The following is a 14,277-nucleotide window of genomic DNA, read 5'->3' as shown; positions in this document are numbered from 1 at the left end:
TTCAGAATTCCATACGAGTGACTTGGTTTATTGACCCAGATCGCTCAAAATACCCTTTCCATTGACCATGTGAGAAATTCATGACGGATGCATTGACGCTAAGGGATTTGTGCAAGACTTATCGAAATGGTTTTCAGGCTTTAAAAGGCATTAACTTAACCGTGCCTGAGGGCGAATTCTACGCACTTCTGGGCCCGAATGGTGCCGGCAAATCAACAACGATCAGCATCATCAGTTCGCTCACGAAGAAGACTTCTGGAACCGTTGAAATCTTTGGGCATAATCTGGATACCCATCCTTCACAAGCCAAGCAATGTCTCGGGGTTGTACCTCAGGAATTCAACTTCGGTCATTTTGAAAAAACCTTTGATATTCTGGTGACGCAAGCGGGTTATTACGGTATTCCGAAAAAGATTGCCGAACAACGTGCTGAACATTATCTGGAAAAGCTCGGTTTATGGGAAAAGCGTAATATTCAAGCCCGTATGCTGTCAGGAGGGATGAAACGCCGCCTGATGATCGCACGTGCCATGATGCATGAACCCAAGCTACTGATTCTGGATGAACCAACAGCTGGCGTCGATATTGAATTACGTCGTTCGATGTGGGACTTTCTGACCGAGATGAACGAACAAGGAACTTCAATCATCCTGACCACACATTATCTGGAAGAAGCAGAAATGCTGTGTCGTCGCATTGCGATCATTGATCGTGGAGTGATTAAAGAAGACACCAGCATGAAAAATTTCCTGAATCAACTCACTGAGGAATCATTCATTTTTGATTTGGCTGCGCCGATTGAAACCCCACAACTGAATATTATCGGGGTGAAATTCAATCTGCTTGATCCGGTCACGCTCGAAGTTACCATGGACAAAGCCCATAGTATGAATGAACTGTTCCAGTTACTCGAAGCTCAGAATATTCAGGTACGTAGTATGCGTAATAAATCCAACCGTCTCGAAGAACTGTTTGTGAAAATGGTGGAGAAAAATCTGGAAGGAACTTCGGCATGAATTTCGCTCAATTACAAACAGCATTAGGCACTCTGGTTCGTAAAGAAATCCGCCGCTTTATGCGGATCTGGCCACAGACCTTATTACCGCCTGCCATTACCATGAGCCTGTACTTTGTTATTTTCGGTAATTTGGTCGGTTCACGTATTGGTACCATGGGTGGCTATAGCTATATGCAGTTTATTGTACCCGGCCTGATCATGATGGCGGTGATTACCAATAGCTATGCCAACGTTTCCAGCAGTTTCTTTAGTGCCAAGTTTCAAAAAAGTATTGAAGAGCTGATCATGAGTCCGGTTCCACTCCACCTTATCCTTTGGGGTTATGTGATTGGTGGTGTGTGCCGTGGTGCGTTGGTTGGTTTGATCGTCACCGTTATGAGTCTGTTCTTTACCGAACTCTCCATTCAGAACTGGTTTGTCACCATTTATACCGTGCTGATCACTTCCCTGCTATTTTCAATCGGTGGCTTTATTAATGCGGTTTATGCCAAGTCTTTTGATGACATTTCGATTATCCCGACTTTCGTCCTGACCCCTTTGACGTATTTGGGCGGTGTTTTCTACGCCATCAGTGCTTTGAGCCCATTCTGGCAAAACCTGTCACTGATCAATCCAATCGTTTATATGGTCAATGCCTTCCGTTTCGGCATTTTAGGTCACAGTGATGTAAATGTTTCCTTATCTCTGGTCGTCATTACACTATGCTGTGCTGCTTTATATGGCGTGGCCTACTATTTACTTTCTCATGGCTCAGGAATGCGTGAATGAGTGTAGAACTGTCTCTTTTGGGTAAAGACACCGATTACCCAACACAATATCAACCCGATATTCTGTTTCCGATTGCACGTGCACAAGCACGTCAGCACTATGCGGATGTTCCAGGTATTGCCAACGGCAAAGACTGGTGGCATGTATTTGAAATGTCATGGCTGAATCAGGCAGGTATTCCACAAGTGGCAATTGGACGTCTGGAGCTGCCGGCGTCATCCCCTAACCTGATTGAATCTAAATCCTTAAAACTGTACTTCAACAGCCTGAATTTCCATCAGTTTGAATCACGAGAAAGTCTGATCGCAACGGTACAGCAGGATTTATCACAGGCTGCGGGTGCAGCAGTCACATTAAGCTTATTTCATGTTGACGAACTGGAGATTGCCAAACCGCAAGGCATCTGTCTGGATGATTTCATACCGACACAACTGAGTCAGCATCCGGATGCCAGTTTGCTACAGTGGGATGCCCAGGCAACATCAGTCGAAGATGTGCAACTGTACTCCCATTTATTACGCAGTAATTGTCCGGTCACAGGTCAACCCGACTGGGGCACAGTATTTATTCGTTATCAGGGTAAAAAACCTTGTTATTCCAGCATCTTGGCCTATATTATCTCCTACCGTCAGCATAATGGTTTTCATGAGCAGTGTGTAGAACAAATGTTTGCCGATCTCTGGCAGACGCTGCAACCGCAAAAACTGATGGTCTACGCCACTTATACCCGCCGTGGTGGTTTAGATATCAACCCATGTCGGGTATCGGATCTGAGCTGGTTACCCAACCCAATCCGCTTGGCACGACAATAAAACGAGAATATTGAGGTTTTGCTCCATGGCATTTTTTGGTTTTACGCCATCTGAAGCATTGTTAAATGACATTCAGACCATTATCGAAAAAAAGAAATCGAAAGAACTGCTGTATCCACTACGTGACAAAATTGCCCTGCAAATCAATGAAGAAATTATTGATGCGCTATTGACCGGATTGGTCCGCAATTTACCGCGCAGTGAAAAAACAGAAGTTGCAGAGAAATTGGCCGGTTATGTCAAATCAACAGTCGCTGTTTTACTCAAACAGCTGCTGAGTAAAGCAGATAATACGGTGGTGCAACAATCTATTGCCTTCTCCGAACATAGCCTATTGCAAGACCCACAAGGTCAATATAAAGTCGGCCAGCCGCTTGATGCTGGTCTGGTCACAAACTTGAAGCACAGTTTTGCTGAAATTCAGGCCGGACGTGGTGTAAATAAAGCTGCCTTGGCCGAGCTGTATAAACAGTTTGCCGATGAAGCGGTCCGTCATTTTATGTCAGACTTCACCAAGACGCTCGACTTGGGAATCATTAAACGCAAAGCGGCAGATCTTGGAGCGGCGGGGGTTAGCAAAGCCGTCAATATCGCGATTGACAAACTCATTCCCAACATGAACAAAGATGAATTAATCGCCCTAGCGAAATACCATGACAGTCTGTTTTTTCACTAAGCGGCCTTGCCAATCGGAAACCTAGCCTCGGCTAGGTTTTTTTATTGCAAAATATTGATATACATTGTGTCCAACTGGGTTTATGTTAGCATGCGCTCAGCATCGACCGACCCACGTTTTAAGCCCCATGTCTCCGAGTTCTCAATACAAATTCCTCCGCCAAGCACCTCGTGATGGCTTGAGTACAGCAATGTTGCCCTCCCGTTGGCAACGCCTGCATATTGACCCTTGGTTATGCCTGTTTCTGGTGCTGAATGCCATGTTGGGATTAACTGTCCTTTATAGTGCTTCCGCTCAGGATGTAGGCCTGGTTTCCAAGCAGGCCATGAGCTTCGGTATCGGCTTCACGGTGATGTTTACCCTCGCCCAGATTCCTCCCAAGGTCTATCAGGCCTTTTCACCTTATTTCTATGTGTTCGGGGTCTTGTCTCTGATCGCCGTAATGGTGTTTGGTGAAGTCCGGATGGGTGCACAACGCTGGATTGACATTCCCGGTTTTGGCAGTGTACAGCCCAGTGAGTTTATGAAAGTCGGCATGCCCATGATGATTGCCTGGTTTTTATCACGCAAGCCTCTACCACCAAGCCTGTCGAATGTTTTGATTTCTTCAGTCTTGACGGGTATACCGTTCTTATTGATTGCTGAACAGCCAGATTTGGGTACCTCTTTACTGATTTTAGCCAGTGGGATGTTTGTTCTGTTTCTAAGTGGCTTATCCTGGAAAATGATTGGCGCGGCAGCAGCCGGACTCGGGATCATTATTCCAATTGCTTGGGAGTTTTTACTGCACGATTACCAGCGACAACGGGTTTTAACCCTGCTCGATCCGGAAGCTGATGCACTGGGTACCGGCTGGAACATTATTCAGTCCAAAACAGCAATTGGCTCAGGTGGATTTTCCGGCAAAGGTTATCTTGAAGGTACTCAATCACATCTACACTTCTTACCCGAAGGCCATACCGATTTCGTGATCGCTGCCTACTCGGAAGAATTCGGCCTATTGGGCGTGATGATTCTGATCGCACTGTATTGCGCGATTATCTTCCGCACCTTTCAGATCGGGCTGAACTGTTTCCACAACTACGGCCGCTTGCTCGCCGGTTCACTGGGTTTGTCGTTTTTTGTTTACGTGTTTGTCAATGCTGGAATGGTCAGTGGTATTTTACCCGTAGTTGGTGTGCCCTTACCCTTTATGAGTTATGGGGGTACCGCCATAATTACGCTCATGGCCACCTTTGGTCTGGTGATGTCCATTCATACGCATCGATAATAGGAAAATCTTAAATAATGTTGGATCTTGGTATTTTTAAAAAATTAAAGCAGATGGCGATATTAGGAGGCTGTCTAACCGTAACAGCATTGAGCCATGCCAACGATTTTTACACTCATCCGGATTACCTCAGCTTTAAACAAAAAACCATGCAAACCTATGGCCTGAGCAATGAACAGATTGATCAGGCCATGAATGGCACACAAAATTTACCAAATATTATTAACATTATGAATCGGCCGGGTGAAAGCAAACCTTGGTATGAATATAAAAGCAATTTTTTGTCTGAAAGCACCATCCAAAAAGGGGTGAACTTCAAACGTCTGTATGCCGACACCTTAAATCGTGCCGAACAACAATTCGGTGTGCCCCAATCCATCATTTTAGGCATTTTAGGGGTGGAAACCGGTTTCGGCAGCAATAAAGGCTCTTTTCGCACCCGAGATGCTCTGGCAACGCTGGCTTTTGGTTACCCACGTCGTGCCGCCTACTTTAGTGACGAACTAGGTGCACTGATTGCCTGGAGTACCAAAGAAGGCTATCCAACGGAAAGTATTCTCGGTTCTTATGCCGGTGCGATCGGCTATCCACAATTTATGCCAAGCAATATCAGCAAATTCGGTGTGGATTACGATGGCAATGAGCATATCGACCTACGCAACTCTGCAATTGATGCCATCGGTTCAATTGCTAACTATCTGGCACAACAGGGTTGGCAGCGCAATCAGCCGATTGGCTTTTTAGCACGTTATACGGGACGTGACCCTCAAAGCATTATTGCCTCAGATTTAACCCAACCTACGCCTTACGGTGCGTTAAAAAGTCAGGGGATTTCTCCACTCAATCCGATTGTCAAAATAGATGATTTGGATATGGTGAATGTCATTCAATTACAAGAGTCTTATGGTCCTGTGTATTACCTGACTTATCCCAATTTTCAGGTTATCACCACCTATAATAAGAGCCGAATGTATGCGACTGCCGTGTGGCAATTAGGCACAGAAATCGCCGACCGTTAAGGTCGGTTTTCTTATAAATACAAAAAGTCAACATTTTTTATCTATTTTTTGCTGACAAAAACAGCATTTTACACCATTTGTTACAATATTGATTATTATTTGATCAACTATTGTTAATATTACAGCATTTTCATATTAATTTTAGAGGAAACACTAGACACCTCAGCACAAGCATGAATATTATCCCCTACCGTCAAATGCAGTTGCAAAGTGAATTTACAGACAGGTTCGCTTTAATTTCAACCGCTTCACTCAGTTGAAACGAGCAAAATGTCACTAGGAGTTTTATGATGCATTCTACACTAAAATATATCCTGACCGCCGCGATTGGACTCACTGTAGCTCAATCGCATGCTGAAATGGTGCAATCTTCATCTTTTAATAATGATGCAGAAAACTCGAGTTTAGCAGCTCGTATCTTGAGTAAAGATTCTCAAAAATTTAACGCTCACTTCTCTAATTTAAATACACTGTCTATCACTGAACGTTCAGGTGACCAAATCCGTCGCCAAACTATTGCCAGTAAAATTGAAATTCCTGAAGAAGAACCTTCAGTCATTGAAAAGTTAAATACCGTTGCCTCAAATACCGTACGTAAATTCAGCCAGACTGGTATGGCATCTTGGTATGGCCGTCAGTTTCATGGCCGTAAAACGGCGAATGGTGAAACTTTCGATATGAACGAGTTAACTGCTGCACACCGTAGCCTGCCACTCAACTGTTACATTCGTGTCACTAACAAAACCAATGGCAGAAGTGTTGTCGTAAAAGTTAATGACCGTGGTCCATTCCATGGTAACCGTGTACTCGACTTGTCTTACGGTGCGGCAAAACGCTTAGGAATTACTAACGCTGGTACAGCAAAAGTAAGTATCGAGCGCGTTGAGGGGCCAAATTCTTAATTAAGTACTCACTCCTAGACATTTGCATTTGACTCGAAAAGCCACTGTTGTGGCTTTTTCCATTTTTAAATGCTGTGATTTTTCCAGATGGTTTTAATCCGTTTATCTGAAGCCTAGAATCGCCAAACTCATGCATGAATGAGATATGGTTACTCATCTTGAACCTGTCATTTAATGTGCCCATTTTAGGCTTATGTCAGGGATCAACAAAAACGTAGTGACTTCCACCTATTTTTGTATGGTTTTCCACCGAAAAATGCCTCTTTAAAGCTTATAAAATTAACCGACCTAAAATCTATAAAAGCAAAATTGATTCATTAGCGCTCAATTGCGCTCTAAGCACGGTAAAATCCTTTTGCACAACCTACCCTACACCCAGCAAAGAAAACATGCTAAAAATCGCTTCCTATGCGCAAATACAACACATCATCGAATTATTTATTCGGTAAAAACGGTTTTATCGATTATTTCAGGGCAAAACTCAGCAAAAATGAGGCTATTTTTGAACCCAATTGAAAGAGACTGAAGATTCAATTCGGATACGATAAAAATAAACCATAAAAAAAAGCCCCGTTTGGGGCTTTTTTAAAGAAGATGCAAAAATTATTTTGCAGCAGCTTGAGCAGCAGCAACTTCTTCAGCGAAAGAAAGTTCTGCTTTTTTCTCGATACCTTCACCCACTTCGAAACGAACGAAGTTAGCAACAGTTGTACCTGTTGCTTTCAATACGTCAGCAACTTTCTTGTCGTTATCGATCACGTACATTTGACGCTCAAGAACCACTTCGTTCAAGTATTTCTCAACTGAACCAGATACCATTTTCTCAACGATATTTGCTGGTTTGCCAGATTCGATTGCTTTAGCTTCAGCAATTTCTTTCTCTTTAGCAACCAATTCAGCAGGAACTTGTTCAGCAGTAACGGCAACTGGGTTGAATGCAGCAACGTGCATTGCAATGCCTTTACCAGTGTCTGCATCACCTGTGTACGCTACAACAACACCGATTTTCAAACCGTGTTTGTAAACAGCCAAGTTTTCGCCTTCAACGATTTGTGCACGACGAACCTGGATGTTTTCACCAATTTTTTGAACAAGCGCGATACGAGCTTCTTCAACAGTTTGACCATCTTCAAGTTTCAATTCAGCAATTTTAGCAGCATCAGTTTCGTTTGCAGCTAAAGCAACCGCAGCAACTTTCGCAGAGAAACCAGCAAAGTTTTCGTCTTTAGCAACGAAGTCAGTTTGGCAGTTTACTTCTAGAAGAATCGCTTTATTGCCTTCTTGAGCAATTGTGATCGCGCCGTCAGCAGCGATGTTACCTGCTTTTTTAGCAGCTTTTGCTTGACCAGACTTACGAAGGTTGTCGATTGCAAGTTCAATGTCACCATTCGCTTCTGTTAAAGCTTTTTTGCATTCCATCATTGCAAGACCAGTACGGTCACGTAATTCTTTTACCATGCTCGCAGTAACTGCAGTCATGTTGATCTCCTAAAGTCGGTAGAAAAATGAATCTATTCAACAAAAACGGCCCAAAGTAATCTCTGGGCCGTTTGCTTTATCGACGCTTTAATTTGCCACCATTACATGTCGCAAAAATGACAAGCCTGCGTCAAAACGCATTAAGCCTCAGAAGCAGGAGCTTCTTCGCCTTTTGCTTGAGCGTTCGCTTGAGTTTGAGCGTATTCTTTACCAGCAAGAATCGCATCAGCCATAGCTGAAGCGTAAAGCGTTACTGCACGGATCGCATCGTCGTTACCCGGAATAACGTAATCAACGTTGTCTGGGTTAGAGTTTGTATCAACGATACCGATTACAGGAATACCCAAGTTTTTCGCTTCTTTGATCGCAATCGCTTCGTGGTCAACGTCGATTACGAACAATGCGTCAGGTAAACCACCCATGTTTTTAACGCCGCCTAAAGCACGTTCAAGTTTTTCCATCTCACGAGTACGCTCTAAAGCTTCACGTTTAGTGAGTTTAGCGAAAGTACCGTCAGTAGATTGAGTTTGAAGATCTTTTAAACGGTTGATTGATTGACGAAGAGTTTTCCAGTTCGTCAACATACCACCTAACCAACGGTGATCAACGTATGGTTGACCTGCGCGTTGAGCTTGTTCACGGATGATTGCAGAAGCAGCACGTTTTGTACCAACGAACAAAACTTTGTTCTTTTTGCTTGCTAATTGGTTAGCGAAGTTCAAAGCATCATTTAACGCTGGAACAGTGTGCTCGAGGTTGATGATGTGAATTTTGTTACGCGCGCCAAAGATGTATTGACGCATTTTTGGGTTCCAAAAACGAGTTTGGTGACCGAAGTGCGCGCCTGCTTGAAGAAGGTCGCGCATGCTTACATTGTAATCTGCCATTTTCTTTACCTTAAAGTTGGGTTAGGCCTCCATATGTCCGCATTCTCCACTCTAAAAAGAGCACCCAGAGGAATGTGACGACATATGTGCGGATTTTGTTATCCCATTACCAATGTTCATGCAATTAATTCATGAAAAGCATTTGATAAAATGGGCGGCTATTTATACCATAGACGTTTACAAATTACCAAAAGTTTTTGATGATCATGAATAGTACGTATCAAGCCCCTGCCCGTTTAATCAAAACGCCTGAAGAAATTGAGAAAATGCGTATTGCAGGACGACTGGCGGCGGAAGTACTGGAGATGATTAAACCGCATGTTCAGCCAGGCGTTAGTACGCTGGAACTCGACCGCCTCTGCCATGACTATATTGTCAATGTACAAGAGGCCATTCCGGCCTGCCTAGGCTATGGTGCAGCACCGGGTCGCCCTGCTTTTCAGCATACCATTTGTACTTCGGTCAACCATGTGGTGTGCCACGGTATCCCGTCAGAAAACAAAATCCTGAAAAAAGGCGATATTCTGAATATTGACGTGACCGTCATTAAAGATGGCTATCATGGTGATACCAACATGATGTACATCGTCGGGGGCGAAACCACCATTTTAGCTGAGCGTTTATGTAAAGTAGCCCAAGAAGCCATGTACCGTGGTATGGCGAGCGTCAGACCGGGTTCAACCATTGGTGATATTGGTAATGCGATTCAAAAATATGTTGAATCAGAACGTTTCAGTGTGGTTCGTGAGTACTGTGGCCATGGCATTGGTACGACATTCCATGATGAACCCCAAGTCCTACATTATGGCCAGCCGAATACTGGCATGATTCTCGAAGAAGGCATGACCTTTACCATCGAACCAATGGTCAATGCCGGTGTTTGGCAAACCAAGTTGCTTGGAGACAAATGGACTGTGGTCACCAAAGACCATAAATTATCGGCACAGTTTGAACATACCATTCTGGTGACTAAAACCGGGATTGAAGTGCTGACTGCTCGCCCAGATGAAGATTTATCACGTTTTAATACGATTTAAGTCGCGCTCTCTGAAATACATAAGGTTGCCTTCTGGCAACCTTTTATTTTTACTGCCGGGTTGATTGCCAAAATACAGCCAGATCAAGTAAAACTGCCGACACCTTCCTTCACGTTTTGACCTTACGGATGCCTTATGTCAGAGACTCGTTTTTCCAAACCTTTAGTGGTGATGTTAATTGGAACAGCCATTATTCTGGCCCTCTCTCTCGGCGTACGTCATGCATTTGGTCTGTACCTGGTTCCGATGAGCCATGAATTTGGCTGGGGACATCAAGTCTTTAGCTTGGCCATCGCCATGCAAAATCTGATCTGGGGGGCAGTACAGCCGATTACGGGTGCCTTTGCAGACAAATACGGTAGTAAAGTCGTGGTTGCAGTTGGTGGAGCACTCTATACACTCGGCTTGCTGTTAATGGCTGTCAGCTCTAACGCAATGTTACTGAATTTAAGTCTCGGTTTAATTCTTGGACTAGCTTTATCCGCCACCTCGTTTCCAGTATTACTCTCTGCCGTGGGCCGGGCAGCGCATCCTGAAAAGCGTAGTTTAGCCATGGGAATTGCCAGTGCAGCAGGCTCTTTTGGCCAGTTCATTATGTTGCCATCTACACTTCTACTGCTCAAAAATTTTGGATGGTCAGCAGCACTGGTGGTGAGTGCGATTCTGATTGCCTTGATTGTGCCACTTGCCTGGATGTTGAAAGCCCCTATGTATCAGGCACCACAATCTGTTCATACACACCAGCCCACACCACAAAATTTGGGTTTTAAAGATATTCTGTCTATCGCGGCCAAACACAAACCTTTCTGGTGGCTGGCTCTTGGCTTTTTTGTTTGTGGTTTTCAGGTAGTGTTTTTAGGCGTACATTTACCCGGTTATCTGATTGACCATGGTTTTGATGCCACGACCGGTACTATTTTTCTGGCATTGGTCGGCTTGTTTAATATTTTCGGTACTTACGGTGCTGGCTGGTTGGGTGGCCATTTTCCTAAAGCCAAACTGCTCATGTGGTTATATGGTTTACGTGGCCTAGCGATTATTGCTTTTCTCATGTTACCGTTAAGCCTATGGACCATTTATGCCTTTGGGATCATGATGGGCTTGCTCTGGCTGTCGACTGTTCCTTTGACCAACGGTATCGTGGCAAGCATGTTTGGCGTAAAATATTTAACGATGCTCAGTGGAATTGTATTCTTCACTCATCAGGTTGGTTCTTTTTTTGGCGGCTGGCTGGGTGGTCTGAACCACGACCTTTACGGTAATTATGATGCCGTCTGGCTCTTTTCGATTGTGCTGAGTGTTTTTGGGGTGATGGTACATTTCTTTGTCAATGAGGAGAAAATCGTTCATGATTAGTTCAAGCCTGCTCTTCAAGCTCTTTTTACTGACGACAATTGTTTTATGCTTTGCTTTAGCCGGAGTACTCTGGGGGAACACGCCGGAACTGTTCGACTACTTTAATCAGGCCTTTTGTGCACATTAAGCAGAACTGAATTTTATCGCTAACTCAAACGCATAAAACGCGAACTAAACTGACCAACCTTTATCTTTACGCGCTTTACCGTCGCTTTTAAGCTCACAGAAAAAAAGCCCCTCCGAAGAGGGACTTTACAATCAAATCTTGACTTAGAATAAACGATTCATCCCGTTTAATGCCGCAACACGATAGGCTTCCGCCATTGTCGGATAGTTAAAGGTCGTTTCCACGAAATATTTCAAGGTATTGTTCGAGCTGTTCATCACGGCCTGACCAATATGTACAATCTCTGCAGCGTTGTTACCGAAGCAGTGAATTCCGAGAACTTCCAAGGTATCGCGGTGGAACAGGATTTTTAATTCACCCACGGTATCCCCGGTAATTTGTGCACGTGCCAAATAACGGAATGAAGACTGCCCCACTTCATAAGGGACTTTTTCTTCCGTTAATTGCTGCTCGGTCTTACCAATCGAAGAAATTTCCGGAATGGTGTAAATACCGGTTGGAATATCCGTCACCGGTTTGACATTTTTCTCACCACTCATATTGGCACCCGCACAACGCCCTTGGTCGTACGCAGCAGAAGCCAACGATGGCCAGCCAATCACATCACCTGCAGCATAGATGTGTTCTACTTCGGTTTGGTATTGCTCATTGACATGTAACTGACCACGGCTATTTGGCGTTAAACCGACATTTTCCAGACCTAGGCCATCGGTATTACCTGAACGGCCATTACACCAAAGAATCGCATCGGCCTTGATTTTCTTCCCACTCAACAAATGCAAGACCACATGATCATCATGAGTTTCTAAATGGTCGATCTGTTCATTATGACGGATCAACACGCCCTGCTCACGCAAGTGATACGACAAGGCATCCGCAATCTCATCATCGAGGTAACTCAACAGTTTTTGCTGGGTATTGATCAGATCAACTTTATGGTCTAGACCGATAAAGATCGAAGCATATTCACAGCCAATAACACCGGCACCATAAATAATGATTTTCTGGATGGTGTAATCAAGATCCAGAATCTTGTCTGAATCGAATACACGTGGGTGATTAAAGTCTAGAATCTCTGGATGATATGGACGGCTACCGGTCGCAATCACCAACTGTTTAAAAATCAGGGTTTCCTTGACACCATCCGGGCTAAACACCAGAACGGTATTGGCATCCTGAATATAGGCACGGCCGTAATAAATATCGATGCGGTTGCGGTCATAAAAACGCGAGTGCGTATCAACCTGTTGCTGAATCACTTTGTGAGCATGGCGCAACACCTGTTTCATGGTGAAATGCTTCCATTCGCCCACTTTTTGGAACATTGGATCACGTTGATAGCGAAGGATGCTCGAAACGGTTTGACGCAAGGATTTACTTGGGATGGTTCCAACATGGGTACAGTTTCCTCCCAGTTGCTCACGCATATCGACAATTGCAACGCGCTTCCCCGCTTTCGCCAGCTTCATTGCAGCGCCTTCACCGGCAGGTCCTGAACCGAGAACTACAGCGTCATACTTGACGAAATTCCCACTAACGACCTCTTTCTTACGTGGCATTCAAAGCTCCTTCCACCAATCTATATACTAATTTTTTAATCAATTGTGAGCTAATATGCTGATTTCTGCCGTATTTCACAACCATATATTCAGTGATAGCCACATTTTCTAAATGAATAATGATTTTAACCCATTTCAGGTGACGTCCGTTATAATGACAACTATATTACCAAACATCCTCTCCCCTATTAAACAGTGGAAAAGTTGAATATGTCTGAAAACCGTAAGCCTGAACAGGGTGTCAAACTTCGTGGTGCAGAAAAAGTCGCTAGAATTCCTGTAAAAGTTGTTCCTACGGTTGAAGTGCCGCGCAAACCGGACTGGATCCGAGTCAAAATGACGGCACCAGAAGAAGTTCAACGTATCAAAACCACCCTACGTGCGCAAAAGCTGCATACAGTCTGTGAAGAAGCTGCCTGCCCGAATTTACCTGAGTGTTTTGGTGGTGGAACGGCAACTTTCATGATCATGGGCGATATTTGTACCCGTCGCTGTCCGTTCTGTGATGTGGCCCACGGCCGTCCAAATGCACTCGATCCGGATGAACCGCGCCATATGGCTGAAACCATTGCCAACCTCGGCCTCAAATATGCCGTAATCACCTCGGTCGACCGCGATGACCTGCTCGATGGTGGCGCACAGCATTTTGTTGATTGTATTAAAGAGGCACGTGCATTAAGTCCAGATACCTTACTGGAAATTCTGGTACCGGACTTCCGCGGACGTATGGATATTGCGTTACGCATCATGACTGAATGTCCACCGGATGTGTTTAACCACAATATTGAAACCGTGCCACGTCTGTATAAAGCAATGCGTCCAGGTTCAGACTATCAACACTCTTTAAGCCTGTTAAAAACCTTTAAAGACTATTGTCCAGACGTACCCACCAAGTGCGGTTTGATGGTCGGTATTGGTGAAACTGAAGAAGAAGTGATTGCCCTGCTTGATGACCTGAAAGCCCATGATGTGGACTATGTAACCATCGGACAGTATTTACAACCGTCGACCCAGCATGCACCTATCGATCGTTTTGTCACCCCAGAAGAGTTTGAACGTTATGCTGAACATGGCCGCAAACTGGGCTTTAAAAATATCTGGTCAGCCCCTATGGTTCGTTCCAGCTATTTCGCAGATCGTCAGTATTATGGTGAACCGGTTCCAGCGGTACGTCGCAAGGTGGATCCAGCCAAGAAAATCAATGTGCAAACCATTGAAGCCTAAAATAGTGTTCTGATTTTAAAAGCCCTCTCACAAGAGTAATGCCAGTCAGTTAAGCAACATTTAGCCAAATGCTGTAAAAATGAGTGTATATAAATACGCTCATTTTTTTTATGACTTTATCTGAGAATTTAGATTTAACCCTT

At 44.3% G+C, this 14,277-nt stretch carries 13 protein-coding genes; 10 read left to right on the top strand and 3 right to left on the bottom strand.

The features are described 5' to 3' along the window. Positions 1-80: 80 nt before the first annotated feature. The 7 genes from PAE54_RS08530 to PAE54_RS08500 all read left to right on the top strand — a co-directional run bounded on the left by PAE54_RS08530 (position 81) and on the right by PAE54_RS08500 (position 6,465). Positions 81-1,016, top strand: a complete 936-nt coding sequence (locus PAE54_RS08530) for an ABC transporter ATP-binding protein (RefSeq protein WP_273777060.1) — start codon at positions 81-83, stop codon at positions 1,014-1,016. Beyond that, positions 1,013-1,786 carry an ABC transporter permease gene (locus PAE54_RS08525; RefSeq protein ID WP_326519114.1) on the top strand — a complete coding sequence of 258 codons (774 nt, stop codon included), beginning with the start codon at positions 1,013-1,015 and terminating at the stop codon, positions 1,784-1,786. Before PAE54_RS08530 ends, PAE54_RS08525 begins: the two co-directional genes overlap by 4 nt. Next, entirely contained in the window at positions 1,783-2,598 is an 816-nt protein-coding gene (gene queF, locus PAE54_RS08520; RefSeq protein WP_326519113.1) for an NADPH-dependent 7-cyano-7-deazaguanine reductase QueF, read from the top strand. The genes PAE54_RS08525 and queF overlap by 4 nt, the downstream gene beginning before the upstream one ends. Before the next feature lie 25 nt (positions 2,599-2,623). Beyond that, positions 2,624-3,274, top strand: a complete 651-nt coding sequence (locus PAE54_RS08515) for a hypothetical protein (RefSeq protein ID WP_326519112.1) — start codon at positions 2,624-2,626, stop codon at positions 3,272-3,274. Between the two features lie 127 nt (positions 3,275-3,401). Beyond that, the gene (gene rodA / locus PAE54_RS08510; RefSeq protein WP_326519111.1) at positions 3,402-4,544 is read left to right on the top strand and encodes a rod shape-determining protein RodA; all 1,143 of its coding nucleotides are present in this window, start codon (positions 3,402-3,404) and stop codon (positions 4,542-4,544) included. A 53-nt stretch (positions 4,545-4,597) separates the two neighbouring features. After that, positions 4,598-5,563, top strand: coding sequence for a lytic murein transglycosylase B (gene mltB, locus PAE54_RS08505; protein WP_442784394.1), 966 nt, complete (start codon positions 4,598-4,600; stop codon positions 5,561-5,563). Between the two features lie 290 nt (positions 5,564-5,853). Further along, positions 5,854-6,465 carry a septal ring lytic transglycosylase RlpA family protein gene (locus PAE54_RS08500; RefSeq protein WP_326519138.1) on the top strand — a complete coding sequence of 204 codons (612 nt, stop codon included), beginning with the start codon at positions 5,854-5,856 and terminating at the stop codon, positions 6,463-6,465. 603 nt (positions 6,466-7,068) lie between these two features. On the opposite strand, the gene tsf is transcribed toward PAE54_RS08500, so the two are convergent. Then, positions 7,069-7,944, bottom strand: a complete 876-nt coding sequence (gene tsf, locus PAE54_RS08495) for a translation elongation factor Ts (protein WP_273777071.1) — start codon at positions 7,942-7,944, stop codon at positions 7,069-7,071. 140 nt (positions 7,945-8,084) lie between these two features. Then, a complete protein-coding gene (gene rpsB, locus PAE54_RS08490) occupies positions 8,085-8,831 on the bottom strand; it encodes a 30S ribosomal protein S2 (RefSeq protein ID WP_273777073.1) in 747 nt (248 codons plus the stop codon). A 206-nt stretch (positions 8,832-9,037) separates the two neighbouring features. On the opposite strand from rpsB, the gene map reads away from it, so the two are divergent. Beyond that, positions 9,038-9,868 carry a type I methionyl aminopeptidase gene (gene map, locus PAE54_RS08485; RefSeq protein ID WP_326519109.1) on the top strand — a complete coding sequence of 277 codons (831 nt, stop codon included), beginning with the start codon at positions 9,038-9,040 and terminating at the stop codon, positions 9,866-9,868. A gap of 135 nt (positions 9,869-10,003) precedes the next feature. Beyond that, positions 10,004-11,224: an MFS transporter gene (locus PAE54_RS08480; protein ID WP_326519108.1), complete on the top strand. Its 1,221-nt coding sequence runs from the start codon at positions 10,004-10,006 to the stop codon at positions 11,222-11,224. 270 nt (positions 11,225-11,494) lie between these two features. Here the strand turns inward: PAE54_RS08480 and sthA are convergent, their stop codons facing one another. Further along, a complete protein-coding gene (sthA, locus tag PAE54_RS08475; RefSeq protein WP_273777079.1) occupies positions 11,495-12,910 on the bottom strand; it encodes a Si-specific NAD(P)(+) transhydrogenase in 1,416 nt (471 codons plus the stop codon). A 210-nt stretch (positions 12,911-13,120) separates the two neighbouring features. Here sthA and lipA point away from each other — a divergent pair, with 210 nt between their 5' ends. Then, positions 13,121-14,134 (top strand): lipoyl synthase, encoded by a 1,014-nt coding sequence (gene lipA / locus PAE54_RS08470; RefSeq protein WP_273777081.1) that lies wholly within the window; start codon positions 13,121-13,123, stop codon positions 14,132-14,134. The last annotated feature ends 143 nt before the right edge of the window (positions 14,135-14,277 follow it).

This window comes from Acinetobacter minutum (assembly GCF_035916735.1).
GTDB lineage: Bacteria > Pseudomonadota > Gammaproteobacteria > Pseudomonadales > Moraxellaceae > Acinetobacter.
The sequence above is the reverse complement of the archived record's forward strand: the minus strand, read 5'-3'. Positions and strand labels throughout refer to the sequence as shown.